At 58.3% G+C, this 25,512-nt stretch carries 20 protein-coding genes; 13 read left to right on the top strand and 7 right to left on the bottom strand.

Features of this window, described 5'->3' with window-relative positions; all coding sequences use genetic code 11:
- The first annotated feature begins 1 nt into the window (after position 1).
- Both EPD60_RS05175 and EPD60_RS05170 read left to right on the top strand, forming a co-directional pair.
- Positions 2 to 418 carry a hypothetical protein gene (locus EPD60_RS05175; protein WP_131447544.1) on the top strand — a complete coding sequence of 139 codons (417 nt, stop codon included), beginning with the start codon at positions 2 to 4 and terminating at the stop codon, positions 416 to 418.
- Positions 415 to 1,038 carry a SprT-like domain-containing protein gene (locus tag EPD60_RS05170; protein WP_131447542.1) on the top strand — a complete coding sequence of 208 codons (624 nt, stop codon included), beginning with the start codon at positions 415 to 417 and terminating at the stop codon, positions 1,036 to 1,038. Before EPD60_RS05175 ends, EPD60_RS05170 begins: the two co-directional genes overlap by 4 nt.
- 123 nt (positions 1,039 to 1,161) lie before the next feature.
- Here the strand turns inward: EPD60_RS05170 and EPD60_RS05165 are convergent, their stop codons facing one another.
- Positions 1,162 to 1,671 (bottom strand): GNAT family N-acetyltransferase, encoded by a 510-nt coding sequence (locus tag EPD60_RS05165; protein ID WP_131447540.1) that lies wholly within the window; start codon positions 1,669 to 1,671, stop codon positions 1,162 to 1,164.
- A 382-nt stretch (positions 1,672 to 2,053) separates the two neighbouring features.
- Positions 2,054 to 3,265 carry an ADP-forming succinate--CoA ligase subunit beta gene (gene sucC, locus EPD60_RS05160; protein ID WP_131447538.1) on the bottom strand — a complete coding sequence of 404 codons (1,212 nt, stop codon included), beginning with the start codon at positions 3,263 to 3,265 and terminating at the stop codon, positions 2,054 to 2,056.
- Positions 3,266 to 3,800: 535 nt separating this feature from the next.
- Between sucC and EPD60_RS05155 the strand changes: the two genes are divergently transcribed.
- Positions 3,801 to 4,556, top strand: coding sequence for a DUF6261 family protein (locus EPD60_RS05155; RefSeq protein WP_131447536.1), 756 nt, complete (start codon positions 3,801 to 3,803; stop codon positions 4,554 to 4,556).
- A 475-nt stretch (positions 4,557 to 5,031) separates the two neighbouring features.
- Here the strand turns inward: EPD60_RS05155 and EPD60_RS05150 are convergent, their stop codons facing one another.
- Both EPD60_RS05150 and EPD60_RS05145 read right to left on the bottom strand, forming a co-directional pair.
- The gene (locus EPD60_RS05150) at positions 5,032 to 5,832 is read right to left on the bottom strand and encodes a hypothetical protein (protein WP_131447534.1); all 801 of its coding nucleotides are present in this window, start codon (positions 5,830 to 5,832) and stop codon (positions 5,032 to 5,034) included.
- A gap of 93 nt (positions 5,833 to 5,925) precedes the next feature.
- Positions 5,926 to 8,439, bottom strand: coding sequence for a T9SS type A sorting domain-containing protein (locus tag EPD60_RS05145; RefSeq protein WP_131447532.1), 2,514 nt, complete (start codon positions 8,437 to 8,439; stop codon positions 5,926 to 5,928).
- Positions 8,440 to 8,562: 123 nt separating this feature from the next.
- On the opposite strand from EPD60_RS05145, the gene EPD60_RS05140 reads away from it, so the two are divergent.
- The 6 genes from EPD60_RS05140 to EPD60_RS05115 all read left to right on the top strand — a co-directional run bounded on the left by EPD60_RS05140 (position 8,563) and on the right by EPD60_RS05115 (position 14,054).
- A complete protein-coding gene (locus EPD60_RS05140) occupies positions 8,563 to 9,375 on the top strand; it encodes a purine-nucleoside phosphorylase (RefSeq protein ID WP_131447530.1) in 813 nt (270 codons plus the stop codon).
- Entirely contained in the window at positions 9,375 to 11,390 is a 2,016-nt protein-coding gene (locus tag EPD60_RS05135) for a putative porin (protein WP_243647780.1), read from the top strand. Before EPD60_RS05140 ends, EPD60_RS05135 begins: the two co-directional genes overlap by 1 nt.
- A 247-nt stretch (positions 11,391 to 11,637) precedes the next feature.
- Entirely contained in the window at positions 11,638 to 12,033 is a 396-nt protein-coding gene (locus tag EPD60_RS05130; RefSeq protein WP_131447526.1) for an HYC_CC_PP family protein, read from the top strand.
- Between the two features lie 90 nt (positions 12,034 to 12,123).
- Positions 12,124 to 12,591 carry a cation transporter gene (locus EPD60_RS05125; protein WP_131447524.1) on the top strand — a complete coding sequence of 156 codons (468 nt, stop codon included), beginning with the start codon at positions 12,124 to 12,126 and terminating at the stop codon, positions 12,589 to 12,591.
- 26 nt (positions 12,592 to 12,617) lie between these two features.
- Positions 12,618 to 13,160, top strand: a complete 543-nt coding sequence (locus EPD60_RS05120; protein ID WP_131447522.1) for a heavy-metal-associated domain-containing protein — start codon at positions 12,618 to 12,620, stop codon at positions 13,158 to 13,160.
- Between the two features lie 42 nt (positions 13,161 to 13,202).
- Positions 13,203 to 14,054 carry a hypothetical protein gene (locus EPD60_RS05115; RefSeq protein WP_131447520.1) on the top strand — a complete coding sequence of 284 codons (852 nt, stop codon included), beginning with the start codon at positions 13,203 to 13,205 and terminating at the stop codon, positions 14,052 to 14,054.
- 476 nt (positions 14,055 to 14,530) lie between these two features.
- On the opposite strand, the gene EPD60_RS05110 is transcribed toward EPD60_RS05115, so the two are convergent.
- Together EPD60_RS05110 and EPD60_RS05105 are read right to left on the bottom strand one after the other, a co-directional pair.
- Positions 14,531 to 16,717, bottom strand: coding sequence for a glutamine synthetase III family protein (locus EPD60_RS05110; protein ID WP_131447518.1), 2,187 nt, complete (start codon positions 16,715 to 16,717; stop codon positions 14,531 to 14,533).
- Positions 16,718 to 16,864: 147 nt separating this feature from the next.
- Complete coding sequence (locus tag EPD60_RS05105) at positions 16,865 to 18,118, bottom strand: hypothetical protein (RefSeq protein WP_131447516.1); 1,254 nt, start codon at positions 18,116 to 18,118, stop codon at positions 16,865 to 16,867.
- 104 nt (positions 18,119 to 18,222) lie between these two features.
- Here EPD60_RS05105 and purL point away from each other — a divergent pair, with 104 nt between their 5' ends.
- Positions 18,223 to 20,457, top strand: a complete 2,235-nt coding sequence (gene purL, locus EPD60_RS05100) for a phosphoribosylformylglycinamidine synthase subunit PurL (protein ID WP_131447514.1) — start codon at positions 18,223 to 18,225, stop codon at positions 20,455 to 20,457.
- A gap of 376 nt (positions 20,458 to 20,833) precedes the next feature.
- The gene (gene pyrG / locus EPD60_RS05095) at positions 20,834 to 22,483 is read left to right on the top strand and encodes a CTP synthase (protein ID WP_131447512.1); all 1,650 of its coding nucleotides are present in this window, start codon (positions 20,834 to 20,836) and stop codon (positions 22,481 to 22,483) included.
- A 113-nt stretch (positions 22,484 to 22,596) separates the two neighbouring features.
- Here the strand turns inward: pyrG and EPD60_RS05090 are convergent, their stop codons facing one another.
- On the bottom strand, positions 22,597 to 23,115 hold the full coding sequence (locus tag EPD60_RS05090; RefSeq protein ID WP_131447510.1) for an O-acetyl-ADP-ribose deacetylase: 519 nt from the start codon (positions 23,113 to 23,115) through the stop codon (positions 22,597 to 22,599).
- Positions 23,116 to 23,131: 16 nt separating this feature from the next.
- On the opposite strand from EPD60_RS05090, the gene EPD60_RS05085 reads away from it, so the two are divergent.
- The gene (locus tag EPD60_RS05085) at positions 23,132 to 23,569 is read left to right on the top strand and encodes a hypothetical protein (protein ID WP_131447508.1); all 438 of its coding nucleotides are present in this window, start codon (positions 23,132 to 23,134) and stop codon (positions 23,567 to 23,569) included.
- Entirely contained in the window at positions 23,559 to 25,397 is a 1,839-nt protein-coding gene (yidC, locus tag EPD60_RS05080; RefSeq protein WP_131447506.1) for a membrane protein insertase YidC, read from the top strand. The genes EPD60_RS05085 and yidC overlap by 11 nt, the downstream gene beginning before the upstream one ends.
- Positions 25,398 to 25,512: the final 115 nt, after the last annotated feature.

Below are 25,512 nucleotides of genomic sequence, written 5' to 3'. Positions count from 1 at the left end.
CGTGAACCGACGCGCCCGAAAGCCCTATTTCTCCCTGTTGCTTGTTTTTGTCGTGCTGAATGGCTTTTTTATTTCGAGTAAAGGCCTGCTGACCCGCAACGGTTTCGACCAGGATGCGCTCGTGTGGGGCAATGTGGTGGTCTTCCTGATCACGCTCGGATCGTTCCTGCTGGCGCAGCGCGGTCTTAAAGACAAAAACCCGAACGCTTTCGTGCGGAGCGTGTACGGCAGTGTGATGCTGAAGCTGTTTCTCTGCATCATCGCCGCCTTCGCCTACATCGCCGTGGCGCAGAAGCATATCAACAAGCCCGCCCTCTTCACCCTGATGGGGCTTTACCTTGTTTATACCTTTATCGAAGTGTCGGCCCTCACGCGGCAGCTCCGTGGCCAGGGCAGCAACCCGCCGCCCGGAGCATGAGCAAGAAAGAAGCACCGCTGGCAGCCCTCGCGCATTTCCTGCCGCCCAATACCTATGAGCCTGTTGCGGTATACCTGCAGCAATACCACGTTCATCTTACGGTGACGCGTGCCCGCAAAAGCGTGCTGGGCGACTACCGCCACCGCTTCCGCGACCAGAATCACCGTATCTCCGTCAACGGCAACCTCAATCCCTACGCCTTCCTGATCACCCTGCTCCACGAGCTGGCCCACCTGCTTACGTTCGAGGAGTTCGGCAACCGCGTGTCGCCGCACGGCGCGGAGTGGAAGCGCACCTTCGGCGGGTTGCTGGCGCAGTTCATCCAGCACCATGTTTTTCCCGATGATATCCGCGCGGCGCTGCTGCGCTCCATCAACAATCCCGCAGCGTCGTCCTGCGCCGACGAGCTGCTGCTCCGCACCCTGCGCCGCTACGACCCGCAGCGCGAGGGCGTGGTGCTGATCGAAAGCCTGCCGCCCGGCGCCCTCTTCGAAACCTCCGACGGGCGTGTTTTTCAGAAAGGAGAAAAAGTGCGCAAGCGGCACCGGGGCACGGAAGTAAGTACGGGGAAGATTTATCTTTTCAGCCCGGTGTATGAGGTACGCCAGAGAGAGAATTGAAGGTGGATTACATGAATACAGATTACATGAGTACATGATTACATGATGGAAAGGGAGAAGTAAAAGCTAGGGAGGGTGCTTCACTTCTCTAATCATGTATTCATGTAATCTGTATTCATTTGCTCAGACCTCAAGTGTCTTTAACATCCAAAGCCCGCACCCGAAATGCCCGCTGTTGCCCATTGGGGCATCCAGGTATTTAAAGCCGAAGCGTTCGTAGGTGCTGAGCGCTTTCCGGAGCTCGGGCATCGATTCCAGGTAGATTTGTTTGTAGCCTGCATCGCCGGCCCAGTCGAGCACCGACTGGATGATGCGGCTGCCGAGGCCGATGCCGCGCACTTCGCGGCGCAGGTACATCTTCACCAGTTCGGCCGTGCCTTCGGGGAGGCCTTCGGTAGGGTAGATGCCGCCGCCGCCCACCACCTTGCCGTTGTGAAGGGCAACGAGATAGCAGGAGCCGGGCCTTTCAAAAACCTCCGAGAGACGGTCGGTGCTTTCGTCGTAATAAACAGTGCCGGGATGGTTGGCGCCGAACTCTTCGAGCGTGCTGCGGATCACCCGCGCCAGGGCCGCATTATCGGAAGGCATTATCGGGCGGAGCGTAATATCGGAAGGCGTAATGGGTGCAGTCATCGTATAAATACGGAGGTGATGTAAGGGTTAACGACTAGCAGGTGGCTATAATTCCAATTAATTGCTTTAAATTCGGCCCCTGCATTACCTGAAAACTGGTAGCGACAAATATATTTGAATTATCCGTCCCCTTTAATTCCAACCTAAGGCCTGTTTTTTATCCGAATCCTTTGAAAACAAAGAGGCACTGTTTCCGACAAAACAAAAAGCCAAAAGAAATCCCCCGCACTGCGGGGGATTTTGATTTTACGATCTCCGATGTCGGATGTCTGATTTGGCTGGCGCACGAAAAAGAAAAAGGATCGCCTCGCGATCCTTTTTCTGGTTCTATCCACTGATCTCCAAACAAATCCGACATCGGAGATCGGACATCAGCAAATGCTTATGCCACTGCTTTGTTCACCAGCTCCGCTGCCTCGCTGAGGAGGATGGCCGACTGAACCTTGAGGCCGCTTTCGTCGATGAGCTTTTTGGCTTCTTCGGCGTTGGTGCCCTGGAGGCGTACGATGATCGGGATTTCGATGTTGCCCATATTCTTGTAGGCGTCGATCACACCCTGCGCCACACGGTCGCAGCGAACGATACCGCCGAAGATGTTGATGAGGATGGCCTTCACCTTGGGGTCTTTCATGATGATGCGGAAGCCAGCTTCCACGGTCTGCGCGTTGGCGGTGCCGCCTACGTCGAGGAAGTTGGCGGGCTCGCCGCCGGAGAGCTGGATCATGTCCATGGTAGCCATGGCCAGGCCGGCGCCGTTTACCATGCAGCCCACGTTGCCGTCGAGCTTCACGAAGTTGAGGTTGAACTTGCCGGCTTCCACTTCCGTCGGGTCTTCTTCCGACGTGTCGCGGAGGGCGGCGAGGTCGGAGTGACGCATAAGGGCGTTGTCGTCGAGGCTCAGCTTGCAGTCAACGGCGACGATCTTGTCGTCGGCGGCCTTGAACAGCGGGTTGATCTCCATCATGGCCGCGTCGGTGCCCAGGTAAGCGTCGTAGAGGCGCGTTACGAACTTCACCATGTTCTTGAAGGCATCGCCCTTGAGGCCCAGGTTGAAGGCGATCTTGCGCGCCTGGAAGCCCTGGAGGGGGCCGCCGGGGTGTACCCACTCCTTGAAGATCTTCTCGGGGGTGTTGTGCGCTACTTCTTCGATATCCATACCACCTTCGGTGGAGTACATGATCACGTTCTGACCTTTTGTGCGGTCGAGCAGGATGGAGAGGTAAAACTCCTTGCGCTCGGAAGCACCATCGTAGTACATATCCTGTGCTACGTAGATCTTGTTCACCACCTTGCCGGCCTCGCCGGTCTGGATGGTCACGAGGGTACCGTTGAGTATCTTGGAGGAGAACTCGGTGATGTCTTCGAGGCTCTTGGCCACCTTCACACCGTTGATGCCGGTTTCCTTGATCTTACCCTTGCCGCGGCCGCCGGCGTGGATCTGCGCCTTCACTACGGCAAACGGGGAGCCGTAGGTGGTCTTGATCTGGCGGTAGGCTTCTTCGGCCTCGTGAACGGTGCTGCAGGCAAAGCCTTCCTGCACCGGCACTCCGTATTTCTTGAGGAGCTCCTTGGCCTGGTACTCGTGCAAATTCATGGATCTAAAAATTTAGTGCGGCAAAAATAGGGAAAGGGGCTTAAAGGTGCTGAGGTTCTGGGGTTTTGAGGTTCCGGGTTGGTTGGGGGCGTGAACCGTGAGCCGTGAACCGTGAGCGAGGGAGTGGTTGGCTGGTTGGAAAACGACGGGTGTAGCCGATCATCCAGCCAAAAAATTATCCCGCACCTCCCGGCAAGCCGTTCCCATCGCACGGAAATTGTCCCGGTATTTCCGGTACCCATTCCCGACGTCCGGAAAATCCTGCCGGTCCCGCCACCGCGCATTTTCAACCCCTGACCAACCCCGCCGGAGTCTCCGGCGCCCTTTGTCAGGTTCTGACCCGGCATCCCGGCCCGCCTGGCGCTCCTTATCGGAAGCCCGGTACCGCTCCCGGCATCCCCGGTGGATTTTGTCCGGTTTTTCCCGCCGCCGCCACTGGCTTTCAGCCCGCTATGCGGTTATGCACCCCCGGTGGATATCTGCGTTTCCGGTTACCGCCCGGTTTTTCTACCTTATGTACTTAAATCACCTGTCTATGTTCAGAAAGTCGTACATCGCCGTGTGGCCCAACGCCACCGTTCTCGGCTTCTTCGAGGGAGCCGCCATCCTGGTGCAACAAGGCACCGGAACCGTCAATCCCGTCCCGCCGCCTTTCGCCGCGGCGCAGGCGGCATACGAAGCACGCGTAGACGAACTTGGGGCCCTGTTCAAATCCAACGGCGCCTCGCCGCTTACCGGGCAACTCCGCTCTGTTGATGGACGCCGCGATGGCCTGTACACCGGCATGAGCCTGCTGGTGCGGGCTTATGCTTATCACCCCGACGCCGAGGTAGCCGGTGCTGCCACCCTAATAGAAGGCAGTATGAAATTGTATGGGCCCAACCTCACCCAGCAGCCTTATATGAGCCAAACAGTGGCTGTTGCCAACCTGCTCAAAGACTGGCGCGACAAGCGGGAACTCGCCGGCGCACTCAGCGCCCTGCCGGGCATCGAGGCTTACCGCGCCCCACTGGAAGCGGCGAACAATGAATTTCACGATCTCTACCTGAAACGCGTAAGCGAGCAGGCGAGCGCTCCCGATTTTAAGACCGCCGACAAGCAGGATGAAGTGGTCATTGCCTACGAGGCGTTACTGCGCAAGATCGGCGGCCTCATCGAGCTGTCGGCCGACCCGGCGCCCTGGGCTGCGCTGCAACGCAGGCTTGACGCGCTCTGGGAGCAATATGCCAATGCCGAGGCCATCCGCCAGGGCCGCGCAAAAGCCGGTGAAGTACAGGCCGCCGCTTCGTGATCAGCGCTCATAATCAATTAAAAAACGAGGACTTCCGGATCCTCGTTTTTTTATTGCGTGCCGTGATGGAGCTAAGAGCAAATGATCACAGATTACATGAATACATGATCATAGAGGTATTGTCCCCTCATGTAATCATGTACTCATGTAATCTGTATTCATGTAATCCTCAATCCCTCGTAGCAAGGGATTGCTCCAGGCCGGAGGAGAATGATGAGCAAATGATCACAGATTACATGAATACATGATCATAGAGGTATTGTCCCTTCATGTAATCTGTATTCATGTAATCCTCAATCCCTCGTAGCAAGGGATTGCTCCAGGCCGGAGGAGAATGATGAGCAAATGATCACAGATTACATGAATACATGATCATAGAGGTATTGTCCCTTCATGTAATCATGTACTCATGTAATCTGTATTCATGTAATCAACAATCCCTCCAGACAAAGGATTGCTCCTTGCCGGCAGGTGCTTACGGGCAATTGTAGAAATACCGGGCCGCCACCTGGCCGTTCACCTTGTGCTCGGCGAGGTTGCCCTTGTCATCGAGGCTATAGCTGTAAATGGTCGGCAGGCCACCGGTGGTTTGCCGCTCCAGCGCATGCTGCAGCTGTGTTTGCTCGAGAGCATCGATATCGCCGAATGCGGACAGCGGCCCGGCGGCCCAGAAGCGCGGGTTGATGGAAAGGAACCAGTTGGGATCGTTGTTTGTCTGGAGCGAAGTCCGGGTGGTGTCCACCGCGGCGCCGTTCCGGTATTCGATCTCACGGACCTCCGAGAGGTTGCCGCCGGTGTAGCTGTATTCCCTGCGGCGCGACAGCACCAGCGGTGCGGCGCCGCCGCTGCTGGTCCACTGGGAGAACCCGGTAAGCATGCTGCCGCTGTATTGAAGCGCGGTAGAGTCGCTCTGGTAGAATGCTCCGTTCATGTCTTTTTCAAAGCGGGCAAAGCGCGTCAGCTGTAACGACGGATTATAGCCGAATTGATCGTACTGGAAGGGCTGCGCTGCCGCACCGCTGTAAAAGGTGCGCCCAACCACTACGTTGCCGCTGTAGGCAAGGTCGTAATGCATGCTGCTGAGCGACACCCGGGTGATGTCGTTTCCGGTCCAGGTAAAGCGAGCCGTGTCCGACAAGGTACCGGTGGCCGGACCATAGAGGTACATAGTGCTGATCTTGCAGCCGTTGATTTGCGAGTTCAGCTTGTATTCTTCGAATTTCATGCAGCCGCTGAGCAGGGCAAGGAGGGCGGAGGCAAAAAGGAGTTTTTTCATGCGGTCAGTTCCGGGGCTTTTGTTTTGGTGCTCCAAGGTAGCCAAAAAAGCGAAACCGGCCACGCTGGGGGCCGGTTTCGGAGCGGAGCGCAATCAATATTTTACCAGCTTCAGCACGCGTTTCCAGCCGTCGGCAGCGCACTGCACTTCGGCCAGGTAATTGCCGGGAGGCAACCCCGAAAGCGAGACCGGGGCGCTCGCGGCGGCCGTGCGGATACGGGCCACCAGCACGCCGGAAGCGTGGTAGATGCGGATCTCCTTCATCTTGTTTCCGCCGAGGCGCAGGATGACCGTTCCCGTTGCCGGGTTGGGATAGGCGCTGATTTCAGGCCCTGTTGCCCCGATCTCCCGCACAGACGTCAGCACGCCCGTTGCGAAAATGCGGGCAATCCTATTCCGGCCCGTTCCGTTGTAGGCGCTGAAGTCGCCGCCCAGGAGGGCTTTGCCGTCCGCTTGTACCGCCATCACAAATACGGTGCTGTCGGCGCCGGTGCCATTGGTAAATGATGCGTCGGCGCTGCCGTCGGTGTTGAGGCGGGCCACGCCCCGGCGCGCCAGGCCGCCTGCCAGCCGGAAGCTGCCGCCGATCAGCAGCTGGTCATCAGCGAGCACCACCAGGTCTTCCACGTTACCGTCGACACCGGCGCCGGGGTCGAATCCCGTGTAGAGGCTGCCATCCGCGTTCAGAACCGCTACGCCTTTGCGGGCAACGCCGTTGTACTGCGTGAAGCTGCCGCCGATCGCGATCCTGCCATTTTGCAGCAGCCTTATCGAATAAACGGCACCGTTAGCGCCGCTTCCGCCGAAGGTGGCGTCGGGCGTGCCGTCGGCGTTCAGGCGCAGCAGGCCGGGCCGGCTGCTGCCATTGAAGGCACCGAAGCTGCCGCCGGCGAGGATCTTGCCGTCGGGCTGCAGGCAAAGCGCGTAAATGGTGGTGTCGCTGCCGGTAGCGGTGTTGAAGCTTCCGTCGATGCTGCCGTTGACATTGAGGCGCACCAGGTGGCGCACGGCCGAACCGTTATACTGCCGCAGGTTGCCGGCCGCCAGGATCTTGCCATCGGGTTGCACGGCTACCGCATAGATGGCGCTGTTGGCACCGGTGCCGCCGGCAAAGCCGGCATCCGTGCTGCCGTCCGTATTCAGGCGAACGATGCGGCCTGCCGCGATGCCGTTGAAGGTGGTGAAGCTGCCGCCGGCAACCAGTTTGCCGTCGGACTGCAGGGCCAGAGCCTCCACGTCGCCATTGGCGCCCGCGCCGGGTGCGAAGCCTGGGTCGACGGCGCCATTGGCCAGGAGCCGGGTGAGGTAGCTCCGCGCCGTATCATTAAAAGATGAAAAACTGCCACCGGCGTAGATACGGCCATCGCTCATCACCGCAAGGGCTTTAACGGTCGCGTTGGCGCCGCGTTGCGGGTTGAAGCTGCTGTCGAAGCGTCCGTTGTCGAGGATGCGCAGCACGTGGCCCCGGTTGCCGCCATTGTAGGAGGTGAGGTTGCCGCTGGCGATAATACGCCCGTTGCTGAGCACATGCAGGTTGCTGATGGGACCACCGGCGCCGCTGCCGGTAACGAAGCCGGCATCGACCGAGCCGGTACTGCCAAGCCGGACGATCTTGTTGGCCGTTGTTCCGTTGAAGCCCGTGAAGGAGCCGGTGACGATAATTTTCCCGTCGGGCTGCAGGGCCACGCCCGTTACGAAAGAGCTGCCGGTAGCGCCGGTGCCGATGACGAAGGTGTTATCGAGCGATCCGTCGGCATTCAGCCGCGCCACACCGCGGCGCGCCGTACCGTTGTAGGTATTGAAAATGCCGACGATGATCACTTTGCCATCGGGTTGTACGGCGTGCGCGGCCACACTTTGGGGAACAATGTTCTGGTACGTGTTAAAGCCGGCGTCATAGGAACCGTCGGCATTGAACCGTGCGATGGCCTGGCTTTGGTCGGCACCCGACGATGCGGAGATGCTGCCGGAAGCATAGAATTTATCACCCGGCAAAACCGTGAAATTACGGGCACCGCCGCTGCCGTTGAAGGCAAATGTGGCATCGCGGCTGCCGTTGGGGAGCAGGCGGATGAGGCTCGTGGCCGGTTGCCCGTTGTAGGTGGTGAAATTGCCACTCACGAAGATGTTTCCGGTAGATTGCACAGCCAGCCCGATGACGTCGCCATCGGCGCTGCCGCCGGTGCCGCTGCCGGTGTTGAACGACGGATCGATCGCGCCGCTGGCCAGCAGCCGCGCCAGGTGGTGTGCCGGCGTTCCGTTGTATACGTTGAACCAGCCGCCGATGAGAATTTTTCCGTCGGCCTGGAGGCAGAGTGCGTTGATGCTGGCATCGACGCCGCTCCCGGTGTGAAAGGAAGTGTCGCGCGTGCCATCGGCGTTGAGCCGTGCGAGGCCCGGGGTAAAGTAACCGTTATAACGATCGAAATAGCCCGCGATCAGGATCTTGCCATCGGGCTGAAGCACCGATCGGGCCACCTGGACGTCGGCGCCGATGCCGGTAGCGAAGCCGGCGTCGCCCGGGTTAAAGGTGGGGTCCAGGGTGCCGGGCTGGGCAGCTGCTCCACAAGGTAGCAGCACGAGGAGTAATCGCAGAATGCGTTTCATAAGCAGGTCAGGGTTATTGATGCTAACTAAAATAATGAATGCCGGTTAATCCGCTGAGGTAAAATTTGTATTTCCCCTCACCACCCGATATCTGCCTGCGCATCTATCTTTGCCGCGATGAACATGTACGACAAGATTCAGGAAGCCGCGCGCTTCCTTCAGCCCCACAACAAGGAGAACGCAACCATCGGTATCGTCCTCGGCTCCGGCCTCGGCAATTTCACCAACGAGATCGAGGTCACCGAAGCGATCCCCTACGGCGACATTCCGCACTTTCCCGTGTCTACTGTAGAAGGCCATTCCGGCAAACTGATCTTCGGTCATATCGCCGGCAAGCCGGTAGTGGCGATGGCCGGCCGCTTTCATTTCTACGAGGGCTACGAACCCAATGAAGTGGCCTTCCCCATCCGCGTGATGAAAGCCATTGGTGTGCAGACGCTGCTGCTTTCCAACGCAGCCGGCGGCGTCGACCCCAGCTGGAAAGTGGGCGATCTCATGATCATCACCGACCATATTTCCTTCGCCACCATCAACCCGCTGCTTGGCCGCAACGACGACCGCCTCGGGCCGCGGTTTCCGGATATGAGCGAGCCCTACAAAAAGACCTTGATTGCCAGAGCACGCGCCATCGCCGCTGCCAACAACATCCAGCTGCGCGAAGGCGTCTACTTCGGCGTTACCGGCCCCACCTTCGAAACCCGCGCCGAATACCGCCTCATTCACATCCTCGGCGGCCATGCCGTGGGTATGAGCACCGTGCAGGAGGTGATCGCCGCCCGCCACGCCGGGATGGATGTGTTCGGGATGAGCGTCATCACCGATATCGGCATCCGCGAGGAAGACAATGTCATCACCCACGAGGAGGTGCTCGAAGCAGCCCACGCGGCCGAGCCCAAGCTTACCCTGATTTTCCGCGAACTGATCGGAGGACTTTGATGCGCTCCCTATGCTTCCTTGCCGCCTTTTTGCTCGCCGCCCTGCTGGGTGCGGCACCCGCGCATGCCCAGCAGGGCATCCTGGGCAAGCTGCAGAATGGCTTTCCGCAGGGCAGCAGTGGCCCGGGCAACGACAGCCTGCGCAAGCGCAACAAGTTTGAAGACAGCCTCACGCTTACGTATCGCTACCTCGACACTGCAGGCCGCTACCGGCTCGATTCGGGTATCGTGGACTTCTATGCACGCTTCCCGGTGCCCTTCAACCACCAGTGGCTGGGCAACACCGGCGGCGCCTCCAAGCCCTTCGCCTTCAGCCCGCAGATGAGTACCGGCTTCGATCCCGGCTTTCACGCCTACGATGCCTACAAGCTCACGATGGACCGCGTGCGCTTTTTCACGGCCACGCGGCCCTACTCGGAGATCGGCTACGTGCTCGGCAGCAAGGGTCAGCAGGGCATCGACCTGCTGACGACGCAAAACCTGAAGGCGGGCTGGAACGTGTCGCTCCGCTACCGGCTGGTGAATTCGCTGGGCACCTTCAACAACCAGAACACCAACCACAACAACTACCTGCTTACCTCCTGGTACCAAAGCCCCAACCGGCGTTACAACAACTACCTGGTACTGCTCGGCAACAAGCTGCAGGCGGCCGAGAACGGCGGCATCGTGGCCGACTCGCTGCTCGACGACGTCGGCTTTTCCGACCGCTTCGGCATTCCCACGCGGCTGGCTACCGGTACCACGCGCAACGTCGGGCTGCTGGCCAACACGGCCATCAACACCGGCAACCGCTACTCGGAATTCACCGCGCTGATGCGCCAGCAATACGACCTGGGGCGCAAGGATTCGCTGGTGACGGATTCCACCGTTATCCCGCTGTTCTTTCCGCGGCTGCGGATCGAGCACACCTTTACGCTGGGCGACTACCGCTATACGTTTTCGGATGCCGTGGCCGACTCGGCATTTTACAAGGACGCCTACGGGCTGCAGCTCCCCGAGCCGGGTGCACGCGGTACCGTATGGTTCCGCGACCACTGGAAAGAGCTGACGAACGACCTGTCCATCTACCAGTTTCCCGACCCGAAAAACCTGAACCAGTATATCCGCGTTGGGGCTGCCTATCAATCGCTGAAAGGCCTTGTACAGGAGAAGCTGAGTTACGGCAACCTGTGGGTGCACGGCGAATACCGCAACCGCACCCGCAGCGGCAAGTGGGACCTGATGGCCAACGGCAAGCTGCACCTGGCGGGCTATAACAGCGGCGACTTTCATGCCTTTGCGAGCCTGCAGCGCCTCCTGGGCACGCGGCTCGGCAGCCTGCAGGTAGGCGGGGAGCTGAACAACCGGACGCCTTCCTTCATCTACGACAACCGGAGCAATTTTTACTTCGACGACCCTTCGAAAAAGTTCCTGAAAGAAAATACGCTCCGGCTCTTTGGTAACCTGTTTAACCCGAAGCTGAAGCTGCAGCTTGGTGCCGAGTATTTCCTGATCACCAACTACCTCTATGTTACGGGCTACCGAACGATGGAGCAGGAGAGCGACGTCTTCAACCTGCTGCGCCTCACCGCACGCAAGACCATTACGGTACGCCGCCGCCTTTTCCTCGACGCCGACGTGATGGTGCAGCAGCAGGCCGGTAACGCGGCCGTGCATGTGCCGCTGCTCTTTGGTATCGGTCGCCTGTATTACCAGGGCAACCTGGGCTTCCCCAACCTGACCCTGGCGGTGGGCCTCGAGAGCCGCTATGCAAGCCCGTACAAGGCGGATTCCTATTTGCCGGTGATCGGGCAATTCAGCTTCCAGGACAGTATGCAGTTGCGCAACCGCCCCGACCTGAACGCGTTCTTCCACTTCCGGATCCGCGGCTTCAAGGCCTTCCTCCGCGCCGAGAACCTCAACACCCTGCGCTTCCGCCAGCCGGCGGGCTTCCGGCAGCATAACTTCGGCGCGCCCAACTATCCGTACCCGGGACTGATCATCCGGTTTGGGATTTTCTGGAGCTTCGTGGGGTAAGAAGATTTTTAGGTAAAGAAGAGTTTTTCACCGCGAAGAAAGGAAGTTGAAAAAGCGTTTCGCAAAGAAATACATATAATAGGTCCCGGCTTGCCGGGACCTATTCGTTTAATCTTAGCGTAATAACTTCTTTCCTTATTCTCTTTGCGGCGAAAAACTCTTCTTTCCTTTTCCACCTTGTTAAAGTTCCCTTCCTGACCAGGATCAACCCCCGTGTTTCACGGCCTTTGTTATCTTTACCGCAGTAATGAAAAAAGCGCTCGCCATATTCGTGCTCCTGGCTTACTTCACGGTAAGCACGGGCTTCGTGGTGAACCTGCATTACTGCATGGACCGTTTTCATTCCTGGGAGCTTGGCGCTGATGCCCGGGAGCGCTGCGACACCTGCGGCATGAAGCTGGCCCTGAAAAAGAACAAATGCTGCCACGACGAGTTCAAGGTGGTGAAGGTGCAGCAGGATGTAACGGCGGCGAAATACTCGGTTTATGCCTTTTCGGTGCCGGCAATGGCACCTTCCTTTGCCTCGCTTTACCTCGTGCCCGAAACTGTGCCCCTTGCGCGTCCCGCGGCCCCGGCGCATGGCCCGCCACTATTGATCAGCCGGCAGGATACTTACCTGCGCAACGGTGTTTTCCGGATTTGATAAGCTGGACCAGGTGCACTGACGTGCATTGATGCGCGGCCATTGATTGCCACGCCTCCCGTTTATTTATTCATCCCGAAAACACAAATCATGAAAACCGTATTTTCTTTCGTTCTCTCTTTCGTTCTGCTGTTTGTTGCCTCCGCCACTTTTGCGCAGGCCAAAAAAGAATCCTTCAAAGTAGCCGGCGAGTGCGGCATGTGCCAGAAAAAGATCGAAGGTGCCGCCAAAAAGGCCGGTGCTTCTTTTGCTTCCTGGAACACTGAGTCCAAGGTGCTCACCGTTCGCTACAACAGTACTTCCTCCAACCCCGCTAAAATTCAGAAAGCCATTGCGGCCGCAGGTTACGACACTCCGGGTTTCAAGGCAAGCGATGCCGCCTATAACAGCCTCCACGACTGTTGCAAGTACGACCGCGGCGGCGCGACTGCTGCCTCCTGCTGCGACAGCGACAAGTGCACGAAAACCGCCTGCATGAAAGACGGCAAATGTGCACCCGATATGAGCTGCTGCAAAGAAGCCGGCTGTATTGAAAAAGACTGCTGCAAGAAATCCTGATACGGCACCATTAAAAGCAACAGAACATGAAATCGATCTATGCAATGCTGATCGCGCTGCTGCTCGGTGGCGGCGTGTCGGCCCAGGTTACACGCGTAAGCCTGCAGGCCAGCGGCCTTACCTGCTCCATGTGCTCCAAGGCGGTAAAGAACGCCCTCGAAAAAGTGAGCTTTGTGGATAAAGTGCAGGTAGACATCAAGAACCAGCAATATAACCTGACATTCAAAGAGGGCAGCACGCCCGACTTCGACGCGCTCGCCGGGGCCGTGGAAGGCGCCGGCTTTTCCGTGGCGGCACTCAAAGTGACCGCCGACCTGCCGGCCGCGGCCACGCTTGCCAAAGACGAGCACCTCCAGATCGGCGGGCAGACCTTTCACTTCCTGAATGCGGCTAACCAGTCCGTATCCGGGTCTGTTACTTTCAGCCTCGTTGACAAAAATTTCGTGGCGGCGAAGGAATACAAGAAGTGGAGCGCCTTGTCGAAGATGGCCTGTGTTAAGACCGGACGCATGGCGTCCTGCTGCACCAAGGGCGGCGCTGAGGCGCGCATTTTCCATGCGATCATCTAAAAGCAATGGCCGCCGATGGTAACGTCGGCGGCCTTTTTTCTTATGCGACAAATAATACTGACGCTGCTGACGGCGGCTGCCTTCGGGCGCCTGTCGGCGCAGGAGCTGTATCCCTATACCGAGCCGGCTTCGAATATGCCCACCGGCTCCATCAGCACCAAACTCGCGGGCATGTATATGCGCTCGGTGCATGACGACAAAGTCAAGCAACGCTATGTTCCCGAAGTGATGCTGGGGCTCAACCGCAAATGGATGGTACATGGCGCTTTGCTCTTTTCCGATATGCATGGCGAGCGCTTTATGATGGAGGGTGCACGGGCCTATGCGAAGTACCGCTTTCTCAGCAACGATGATGTGCACCAGCATTTCCGGATGGCCGCCTTCGGTGCCGCCACCTGGAGCCGTAATCATCTCGATCATAACGACATCAACCTCTGGGGAGACCAGAGCGGGGTGCAGGGCGGGATCATTGCCACGCAACTGATCAACCGCTGGGCCTTTTCGGCCACGGCCGACGTGATCCAGCTGCTGCCGAAGGAGCGCTGGGAAAAGCCGGCCACCGATCGCTATGCCTTCCAGGCGCTGCAGTATGCACTATCCGCCGGTGTGCTCGTATTGCCGCGTACGTACACCGACTACCGGCAAACGAACCTGAATCTCTACCTGGAGCTGCTTGGCCACCGCAACCTCAATTTCAGCCGTGAGCAATATTACGTCGACCTCGCGCCGGCCGTACAGCTCATTTTCAACAGCACCGGCAAGCTGAATTTCGGTTACCGTTTCGAGCTCGCGAGCGATATCTACCGGTTCTCGAGAGGGCAGTTCATGGTGAGCTATGAGCATATCTTTCTCGATGCGATCAGGCACAGGAAGAAAGGATCGATGTCAAACTAGTAGTATAAGTGGGAAAGCATGTAGTGGATTTCTCGCAAAGGAGATTAAGCGTTTCACAGAGGGCACGGAGGCTTTTTCTACGATTACAGTTTTTGGGGGGCAGTCTGACTGGCAGGGCGATGTCCTACAATTCAGGGCGGTGGGTTGCGGGAGCTTTGCCTGCCTGTGGCAGGCCTCCGGTAATTAGCGGGAAGGAGGAAATCAGCATCGGGTAGCTATACCGCTACCAAAATGCACACCGGGTGCCCCTGGGCGCCCGGCCCCACTTAGCGCCTTCCGCATCCACGAATTTTAAGACTCACCGCTCTTTCCGAAGTAGCAGAATGAATGAAACCTAGTCCACCTCCCTAAAAATATCCTTAGCGTAAAAAACTCACCGCCGTCAGGCAAATCCGACATCCGACATCGGAGATCATCAAATCGAAAAGGCCCCTGGAAAGGGGCCTTCGTCGTATCGATTGCTTGATGTCTAATCTTTAGCGGATAAACAGGAGCTCACGGTATTTCGGGAGCGTCCACTCGGCGTCGTCTACCAGTTGCTCGAGCTTATCGGCATGGTAGCGCAGCTTGTCAAACCAGGCTTCCTTCACCTCGGTGCAGTAGGCGATCGCCATCTCGCGGGTGTCGGCGATGTTGTTGCACTTCTTGCGGGCTTCCACCATGGCGTCTACAGCCTTGCTGGCTTCCTCGATGTGGCGGGTGAGCTTCTCGAGGTTGCTGCGGGTGCACGAAGAGCTGCCGTCGAGGCCGAGTTCCTTGAGACCGCGCAGGTTGCTGATCAGCGAGCTCTGGTAGCGCACCGCGGCCGGGATGATTTGGGTAGAGGCCAGCTCTACCATCAGGCGGCTTTCGATCTGCACTTTCTTGATATACTTCTCCAGCTCGATCTCGTGGCGGGCCTCGAGCTCAGCGTGGGTGTAAATGTTGTTGTCTTCAAAAAGCTTCAGCGCTTTATCGGTCACCATGGCGTCGAGGGCAAGCGGTGTGGTCTTCACGTTGGGCAGGCCGCGGCGCTCCGCTTCTTTTGCCCACTCCTCGCTGTAGCCGTCGCCTTCGAAGAGTACGCGCTCCGATGAAACGATGTACTCGCGGATGGTGTGCAGGATGGCGATCTCTTTCTTTTCACCCTTCTCGATGAGTCCGTCCACATCTTTCTTGAACTGCCTCAGGGTTTCGGCCATAATGGTGTTGAGCACCGTCATCGGGTTGGCGCAGTTGGCGGTGGAGCCTACGGCGCGGAACTCGAACTTGTTGCCGGTGAAGGCGAAAGGCGAGGTGCGGTTGCGGTCGGTATTGTCCTGCAGCAGCTCGGGGATGGAGCGGTGGATGTCCATCTTCAGCATGCTTTCATCCTGCTCGTCGAACTTGTCGCCCACACGCTCCTTCACATCGTTGAGCACCTTGGACAGGTACTGGCCCACGAACACCGAGATAATGGCCGGGGGGGCTTCGTTGGCGCCGAGGCGGAAGTCGTTGGATGCCGAGGCGATGGAGGCACGCAGCAGGTCGGCGTAGTCGTGCACGGCCTTGATGGTGTTGACGAAGAAGGTAAGGAACATGAGGTTCGTCTTCGGCGTCTTGCCGGGAGCCAGCAGGTTCACACCGGTGTCGGTGGCCAGGCTCCAGTTGTTGTGCTTGCCCGAGCCGTTGATACCGGCAAAAGGCTTCTCGTGCAGCAGCACGCGGAGGCCGTGGCGGGCGGCAACGCGGGTCATCACGTCCATGAGGAGCGTGTTGTGATCCACGGCGATATTGCACTCTTCGAAGATGGGCGCGCATTCAAACTGGGCGGGCGCTACCTCGTTGTGGCGGGTGCGCAACGGGATGCCGAGCCGGTACGACTCCTGCTCGTAGTCGCGCATAAAAGCATAGATGCGCTCGGGGATGGAGCCGAAGTAGTGGTCTTCGAGCTGCTGGCCCTTGGCGGGCGAGTGGCCGAACACGGTGCGGCCGCACAGCATCAGGTCGGGACGGGCGTTGAAGAGGCCTTCGTCCACTACGAAATACTCCTGCTCCCAGCCGAGGGTCGGCGTTACGCGGGTAACGTTCTTGTCGAAGTAGTTGCAAACGTCCACGGCCGCGCGGTTGATTGCCTCCAGGGCCTTTACCAGCGGGGCTTTATAGTCGAGCGATTCGCCGGTGTAGGAAATGAAAATCGTGGGGATGCAAAGGGTCTTACCCGTTCCGATATCCATGATAAAGGCGGGCGAGGAGGGATCCCAGGCGGTGTAGCCACGGGCCTCGAAGGTGGCACGGAGGCCGCCGTTGGGAAAGGAGGAGGCGTCGGGCTCCTGCTGGATGAGGGCATCGCCGTCGAAGGTCTCGATAGGAGTGCCGTCGCTCTTCAGCGTAAAGAAGGAGTCGTGCTTCTCAGCCGTAGTGCCGGTGAGGGGCTGAAACCAGTGGGTGAAGTGGGTCACGCCCTTGCTTTCGGCCCATGCGCGCACGCCGTTGGCGATCTGGTTGGCCATGCTGCGATCGATCTTCTGGCCATTCTTTACGGAGGCCATCAGGCTTTTGTAGGCTTCGTCGGCCAGGAATTGCCGGGCTACCGCGTGGGTAAACACGTTTTCGGCAAAAATGGCGGTCACTTTCGTGGTAGCGGATACTTCCGCTGCCTGGGCGTTGATTTTCTTCAATGCCTCAAATCGTAGCGATGACATAAATTGAAAGATTTTGTGCAAAAAAAAGGAAAGACCGGCAGAAATCGGTCAAATATTCAGCCAGTTGCACAAAAATTTTGCTCATCAGGACGAAAAAACAAGGTTTTTAGGAAAGGAGCTCCCGGAAAAATAATACATATATTTTATTTATATATGTTTTTTGGTGACACCTGGTAAACGAAGGGTAGCCAGGAGCGGGGTAACCAGCAGCGGCAGCAGCAGGCCCCGGTAGCGCACGAGCGCCCCCAGGAAATTGACCGTAAACCCGATCATCAGGAATACCGACAGGCTGAAGAAGAGGCAGAACGCAATAAAGGGAACGGGACGGCCCATGGGGCGGTGCCGGAAGATCCACCAGGCAAAGAGGGCCAGCAGGACATAGGTTTCGATGCAGGCAACCGCGATAAATTCATTGTATACATCGCCGGGCCAGGGGCGGAACAGCGTCAAAGCAAGGGCATGTGGCGTATTGGCCAGGAAGGAGGCTACCGTGGGCTTCAGGTGGGGCACGTCTACCCGCGAGCTGCCGATGAGGTTGAAAAAGTCTTCCTGCTTCTCAGCTACGATCCGGGGAAAGTCGAGTGCCGGGTGCAGGTAGCGCAGTCCGAAAAACAGCAGTGCATAGCCCGCGTAGAACGCCCCGAATACCAGGAAGGGATGCCGCCCGCTGCGGTGAGCGGCAATCCACGCCGCAAGTGCCGGCAGCAGGATCACCAGCATCGTGTTGCGGAAGAGCAGCAGCAGCAGCAGCGCGGCCAGGAGCCCGGCCACATATTTCGCCTTCCAGCCGTTTTTCAGCGCAGAGTACACCGCCAGCAGCGCGCCGGCAAAGGCGAGGGCGGCGGGAGCGTCGCGGAAGAGGCCGGAGGTCCAGAACAGGTAGGAGGGAAGCAGGAACGTACCCGCGATGACCGCCTTTTCAGCCCCGGGGTATACCTGCCGGAACACGCGGTAGAGCGCTGCCGAGCCCGCCATGGCCAGCATGGCGAAAAAGACGGTATTGACGGAATAATGCGCGCCGGTGAACAGGTTGAGCACGGCCAGGAGCTTTATGAAAAGCGTGCTGTGCAGGTCGTTCCACCACGACTCGCGGCTCGACAGAAAGCGCCCGTAGCCGTGCGGGTAGGGGTTGTGCAGCAGCTGGGCGAAAAACTGCCCGGGATGCTGCTTGAGCTGCGCAAATTCCTCCTGCCCGAAAAAATGCATCCACCACGAATCGGTGATGGTGCCCCGCCGCATATAGATAATGCCCACATATCCGTAGGCCAGGCTCGCGGCCGTTTTGATCAGAAAAAGTACCCGAAGCTGGAGCTTGCTGAGCCCGGAAGCACCGAAGAAACGGATACGCGGCAAAAGCCACAGGAAAACGCTGACATAGAATACGAACAGCAGGTACTTCAATCACACGATTTAGGGCTGCAATGTAAAAAATTAACCGGCTTGCCCCCGGATTTTGAAAAGACAATGGGCGTCGCCCGGTACATTTGTGCCCTCACCTCGAACACATGGAAATTACCGCCAAGACCGCCCAACAGCTACGCCTGACCGAAGAAGAATTCAACCTGATCTGCGAAAAGCTCGGACGCACACCCAACTTCAACGAGCTCTGCGCCTTCTCGGGCATGTGGAGTGAGCACTGCTCTTACAAAAACTCCATCAAGTGGCTCAAAACGCTCCCGCGCGAAGGTGGCCGCATGCTGGTAAAAGCCGGCGAGGAAAATGCCGGTCTTATGGATATCGGCGATGGCTACGGCGTTGTATTCAAAATTGAAAGCCACAACCACCCCTCCGCCATCGAGCCCTTCCAGGGCGCCGCCACCGGTGTCGGCGGCATCCACCGCGATATCTTCACCATGGGTGCCCGTCCCATCGCGGCGCTCAACTCGCTCCGCTTTGGCCGCCTCGAGGAAGAAAAGACCCAGCACCTGCTGGCCGGTGTGGTGCATGGCATCGGTCACTATGGCAACTGCTTCGGCGTGCCTACCGTGGGCGGCGAAATCTACTTCGAGCAATGTTATCATACCAACCCGCTCGTTAATGCTATGAGCGTGGGCATCGTGCCGGCCGGCAAAACCGTTTCGGCCACCGCCGAAGGCACCGGCAACCCGGTGATGTACGTGGGCTCGGCCACCGGCAAAGATGGTATCGGCGGCGCTTCGTTTGCTTCCGCCGACATCACCTCCGAAAGCGCCCAGGAGCTGCCCGCCGTGCAGGTAGGTGACCCCTTCCAGGAAAAAAAGCTGCTCGAGGCCTGCCTCGAGGTACTCGCTACCGGCGCCGTGGTGGGTATGCAGGATATGGGTGCCGCCGGCATCATCTGCTCCACCGCCGAGATGAGCGCCAAAGGCGAAGTAGGGATGCGCATCGACCTTGACAAAGTACCCATGCGCCAGCAGAACATGAAGGCCTGGGAACTGCTGCTTTCCGAAAGCCAGGAGCGGATGCTGCTGGTGGTGGAAAAAGGCCGCGAGGAAGAAGTGAATGCCGTCTTCCGCAAGTGGGACCTCGAAAGCGCCGTGATCGGCGAGGTGACCGACGACGGCCTCCTCAAATTCTATATGCACGGAACCCTCGAAGCCGAGATCCCCGCCCAGGAGCTCGTGCTGGGCGGTGGCGCTCCGCAATACAGCCGCGAGTACCGCGAGCCGAAATACCTGGAACAGATCAATGCCTTTAACCCGGAGTCGGTGCCGGTGCCGCAGGACCTGCGCGCCGTGGCACAGCAACTCATCGTTCTGCCCAGCATCGCCAGCAAGCGCTGGATCTACCACCAGTACGACTCGATGGTGGGTACCAACAACGCCTCCACCAACGCGCCTTCCGATGCGCCGGTGGTGGTGGTGAAGGAAACCGGCAAGGGCCTCGCCGTCACTGTTGACTGCAACAGCCGCTATGTGCATGCCGATCCCTATAAAGGCGCGCAGATCGCGGTGGCAGAGGCCGCGCGCAATATCGTATGCAGCGGTGGCCAGCCGCTGGGTGTGACCAACTGCCTCAACTTCGGCAACCCCTACGACCCGGAGGTTTATTACCAGTTTGTGAATGCCATCAAAGGCATGGGCGACGCCTGCCGGCGTTTCGAAACCCCGGTGACAGGGGGTAACGTTTCGTTTTATAACCAGAACCCCGATGGTCCCGTGTTTCCCACGCCTACGATCGGCATGGTGGGCCTTGTGGATGATCTTAAAAAGAAGATGTCGCTCGACTTCAAAAATGAAGGCGACCTGCTGTACATCGTCGGCAGCTCGCGCAACGACATCAGCTGCTCCGAGTACCTCCATAAGATCGTGGGAACGGAACTCAGCCCCGCGCCCCATTTCGACCTGGAAGAAGAATACGCCCTCCAGCAAAGCGTTGCGGGGCTTATCCGCGACGGGCTTATCGCTTCGGCGCACGACCTCAGCGAAGGCGGTCTTTTCGTGGCGCTCTGCGAGAGCGGCTTCACCCGCGGACTTGGCTTCGCGGTCAATACCAACAAAGCGCTGCGCGCCGATGCCTTCCTCTTCGGCGAGGCGCAGAGCCGCGTGCTGGTGAGCGTAAAACCCGCGCAGCAGGGAGCTTTTGAGGCCGCGCTGAAAGGTGTGTCATTTGAGGCGATCGGTGCTGTGACCAAAGGCGGCATCCAGGTGGACGGCCAGTTCTGGGGCAATATCTCCGAATGGAAGGAGCGCTACGATACCGCCATCGAGCGCATCCTGCACCCCGAGCCCGCCATCGCCGGTCCTACGGACCCGTTTTAACAAAACAGATTTTTTTACGAAAAGAGGGCCTGCGGCCCTCTTTTTTCGCGAAGGCAGGACTGCGCAACGGCACGATGAAGAAAAAATATAGATGATCACCATCTCTGAATGTCGTGCCTTCGTGCCGTTGCGCCGTCGCGATCAGCGGCCGCTTGCGGCCGTGACTCCACCGAACAGGCGGAATTATCCTGGTCTGCGCCTTTCTGCACAGATGTGGATAACCAACCCGTTTTCCCCGCGGCACGGCCCTTTTTTTGCCCCCGAAGAAAACCGGCGTAAATTTGCATGACCTCCCTGAAAGTCAACTTTCTTTCTACGCTGGTCGCGCAGCTTCTTTTCTAAAGCATTATTGAAACACGAGACAACTATCTGAACGATGGCTAAGTATATTTTTGTTACCGGCGGCGTTACTTCTTCTTTGGGCAAAGGCATCATTGCGGCTTCGCTGGCCAAGCTCCTGCAGGCCCGCGGCCTCCGCGTGACCATCCAGAAATTCGACCCCTATATCAATGTCGACCCGGGCACCCTCAACCCTTATGAGCACGGTGAATGCTTTGTAACCGAAGACGGCGCCGAAACCGACCTCGACCTCGGTCACTACGAGCGCTTTCTCAACATCTTCACCACCCAGGCCAATAACGTGACCACGGGCCGCATTTACCAGACCGTGATCAACAAGGAGCGCGAAGGCGCCTACCTCGGCAAAACGGTGCAGGTGATCCCGCACATCACCGACGAGATCAAACGCCGCATGCTGGCGCTGGGGCTGAAGAATGAATATGATATCGTGATCACCGAGCTGGGCGGAACGGTGGGCGACATCGAGTCGCTGCCCTATATCGAGGCTGTGCGCCAGCTGCAGTGGGACCTTCCGGAAGAAGACCTCCTGGTAGTGCACCTGACGCTGATCCCGTATCTCAAGGCGGCCAAGGAGCTCAAGACGAAGCCGACACAACACTCGGTGAAAATGCTGTCGGAGCAGGGCGTTTTCCCCGACGTGATCGTGTGCCGCACCGAGGAGCCGATCAACAACGATATCAAGCGCAAGATCGCGCAGTTCTGCAACGTCAAGGTGGAGGCGGTGATCGAAGCGCCCGACGCGAGCACCATTTACGAAGTGCCCCTGCTGATGCAGAATGAGAAGCTCGATGAGATCGTGCTGAAGAAGCTGCAGATCGCCAACGATAAAGAGCCCGAGCTCGAAAAATGGAAGGTTTTTCTCAACAAGCTGAAATACCCCAAGTCGCGCATCACCATCGGCCTTATCGGCAAGTACGTGGAGCTGCAGGATGCCTACAAATCCATTCTTGAGTCTTTCATCCACGCCGGCGCCATCAACGAGTGCAAGGTGCAGGTGGTGCCGATCCATTCCGAGTTTCTGCAGGAAGACAATATCTCCGAAAAGCTCGCCAACCTTGATGGCCTGCTGGTGGCGCCCGGCTTCGGGCACCGCGGCATCGAAGGCAAGATCACCGCGGTCAGGTATGCCCGTGAGAGCGGCCTGCCTTTCTTCGGTATCTGCCTCGGCATGCAGATGGCCGTGATCGAATACGGAAGAAACAAATTAGGCATCAAAGGCGCGCACAGCACCGAGATGGATCCCGAAGCCACCGACGCCGTCATCAACATGATGGAGGAGCAGAAGGCCGTAACCATGAAGGGCGGCACCATGCGTCTCGGCGCCTATCCCTGCACCATCACGCCGGGCACGCTGGCCCACCGCATCTATGGCAGCACCGAGATATCGGAGCGCCACCGCCACCGTTACGAGTTCAACAACGAGTTCCTGGAGCAATATGAAAAAGGCGGCATGGTGATGAGCGGCCGCAACCCGCAGACCGGTCTCGTAGAGATCGTGGAGCTGCCCGATCACCCTTTCTTCATCGGTGTGCAATATCACCCCGAGCTCAAAAGCACGGTGGAAAGCCCGCAGCCCATCTTCGTGCACTTCGTGGCCGCTGCGCGCAAGTACAACGAGGATCGCCAGAGCTCGAAGAACCCGCTGCTGCAGAGTGAGATGATTTGACCGGGGGAATATCGAATAGCGAACAAGGAATAGCGAATATCGAAATAAGGAGCGGCTGCCACAGGCATCCGCTCTTTGCTTTTGGGAGTGAGGTCTGCAGCGCAAGAATGCATCTAGGCAGGCAGCAGGCTTTCATACAACCTTAAATTCTCTTCGTCAAAACAAACAAAAACTACCTTTTCGATCTTCACATTTTCTTCCAGGAAGTCACGAACCGTTTCCACCGCGATCCGCGCCGCTTCTGCTTTCGGGAAGCGGTATACCCCCGTGCTGATATTCGGGAACGCGATGCTGCGGATCCCGTTTTCAACCGCCAGCCTTAACGAGTTGCGGTAGCAGGCTGCAAGCTTTTCGCGCTCGCCCGAATGGCCGCTGTTCCACACCGGGCCCACGGTGTGAATGACGTAGCGGGCGGGCAGCCGGCCACCCGAAGTGATCACGGCTTCGCCGGTGGGGCAGCCGCCCTGCCGGGCCACGATGGCGCGGCATTCTTCGAGTATCTGCGGACCGCCGGCGCGGTGGATGGCACCATCAACGCCGCCGCCGCCCATAAGGGAGGTGTTGGCGGCGTTCACGATGGCGTCAACGTTCATTTTGGTGATATCGCCCTGGACTACCTGTATGCTACCCATTTAAGGAAGGTACACCATGGCGTGCAACCCCTCCGCCAATATTGGCGGAGGGGTTGTCAACGTTGGCGGACGGGGCGCCATAGTTGGGGGAGGGCTTGTCTTCGTTGGTTTTGCCTCCGTCAATGTTGGATTTGTTTCTGTCAATGTTGGATTCGTCGTTGTCAACTTTGGCGGAGGGGGTGTCAATATTGGTTTTGCCGTTGTCATCGATGGTTTTGGCTCCGTCAATATTGGTTTTGACTTTGTCAACTTTGGAAACCGGGCGGTCAATGGAGGTTTTGGCCTTCCGTACCCGGTAGGTCCCGCTTACCAATTAACCAATAGACCAATGAACCAATCAACTGCCCTCCCCGGGCATCCACCGAAAACTCACCGGTTTTCCGCTTTCGGTCAGCCCCCTTGCGCGGGAACGCTTACCTTTGCCGCCTTTAAACGAGGTTCGAATGAATTTTGACCGGAATACGATAATTGGATTTGTAGCCCTGGCCGTGCTCTTCCTGGGTTATTTCCTGTATATGAACAAGGAGCAGCGCGCCTACGCCGAGCAAAAGGCCATTGAGCAGCGCAAGCAGGACTCTCTTGCTAAACTGAAAGGGCCCGATCCCGCCACTGCACGCCTCGATTCGCTCCGTGCCGACTCCGCGCAGAAAGCAGGGGCCGCCGGCGCGCAGATGGCGACCCAGATCGGTGGTCCGGAGCAGACTGTTACCGTTGAAAACAATGTGATCCGCGTGGTATTCACCAGCAAAGGCGGACAGCCCAAGTACGTGGAGCTCAAAAACTACAAGGCGCCGGACAGCTCGCTCGTACGCCTCTCGGCCGCTCCCGGCGACCGCATCGATTACCACCTCAACACCGGCGGTACCGGCCAGGCGGCGATCTCCAGCTTCAACTTTACCCCCGGCCAGGCGGCACCCGTAGCGGGCGGCCAGCGCATCGCCTTTACCCTCAACACCCCGCAGGGGCCGGTGGTGCACCAGTACACCCTGCACGAAGGCGACTATATGATCGACTTCGACCTGCAGGTGCCCCCGGCGGCGGTGCCCAACAACGCCCTGGATATCGTTTGGACCAATAAGGCCCAGCAGCTCCAGCGCGACCTGAGCTACGAGCGCCAGCAGTCGGCCATCACGTTCCTTGAAGACGGCGACTACGATAATTACAACGTCTTCAAAGAGGGACCCAAGACCCTTGATAAGGCCGTCAACTGGGTGGGAGTGAAGCAGCAGTTCTTCAGCACCAACCTGATTGCCAAAAAGAACTTCGCCTCCGCCAACCTCACCTGGACGCCCCCTTCCAGCGAAGTGAAGCCCGGCGACAAGACCGTTGTGACCGCTGAAACGACCCTGAAGCTCCCGCTTTCCAACGGCGCAGCGCCGCTGGCGATCTATTACGGTCCCAACGATTACAAGCTCCTGAAAAAGTACGGCTACGGCCTCGAAAGCCAGGTGAACCTGGGCTCGGGCATGTTTGCCTTCGTGAAATACCTCAACCGCTGGGTCATCATCCCGGTGTTCGACTTCTTCCGTACCATGACGTCGAACATGGGCATTGTGATCCTGCTGCTGACTCTCTTTATCCGCCTGCTCATTTCGCCGCTGACCTACAGCAGCTACCTGAGCGGCGCCAAGATGAAGGCGCTTCGCCCCGAGATCGAGAAGCTCAAGGAAAAGAACCAGGGCGACCAGCAGGCCCAGAGCATGGCCCAGATGCAGCTGTTCCGCGAGGCCGGCGTGAACCCGATGGGCGGCTGTCTGCCGGCGCTCTTCCAGATCCCGATCTTCTTTGCGCTGTATAACTTCTTCAACTCGGCCATTGCCCTCCGCGGCGAGCACTTCCTGTGGTCCAAGGACCTGTCGCAGTACGATGCGCCGATCCAGTTTGGCTTCCACATCCCGATGCTGGGCGATCACCTGAGCCTCTTTACCATCTTCGCGGTGGTCACCTCCCTGCTCATCTCGCTGTACAGCATGAGCATGACGCCCACGCAGGACAACCCGATGATGAAGTACATGCCCTACATCTTCCCGGTGATCATGCTCTTCATCTTCAATAAGCTGCCTTCGGCCCTGACCTGGTACTACACCGTATCCAACGTCATTACCCTGCTGCTGCAGTTTGTGATCCAGAACTATATCATCAACCACGACAAGATCCTGGTGCAGATCGAGGAGAACCGCAAGAAGCCCAAGAAGACGGGCGGATGGGCCGAGAAGATGCAGCAGATGCAGGACCAGCAAAAGCGGATGCAGGAGCTGCAGAACAAGAACAAGAAACCGTAAGGGTTCGCGCGGAAAACGCGGAAACCACGGAATAAAAGCCAAAGGCGTCGCGAATGCGACGCCTTTGGCGTCATTGCGAGCGAAGCGAAGCAAACTCCAGCGTTACGCACGGTGA

This window comes from Flaviaestuariibacter flavus (assembly GCF_004337505.1).
Taxonomy (GTDB): Bacteria; Bacteroidota; Bacteroidia; order Chitinophagales; family Chitinophagaceae; genus Flavisolibacter; species Flavisolibacter flavus.
This window is presented reverse-complemented; position numbering and strand designations above follow the sequence as displayed.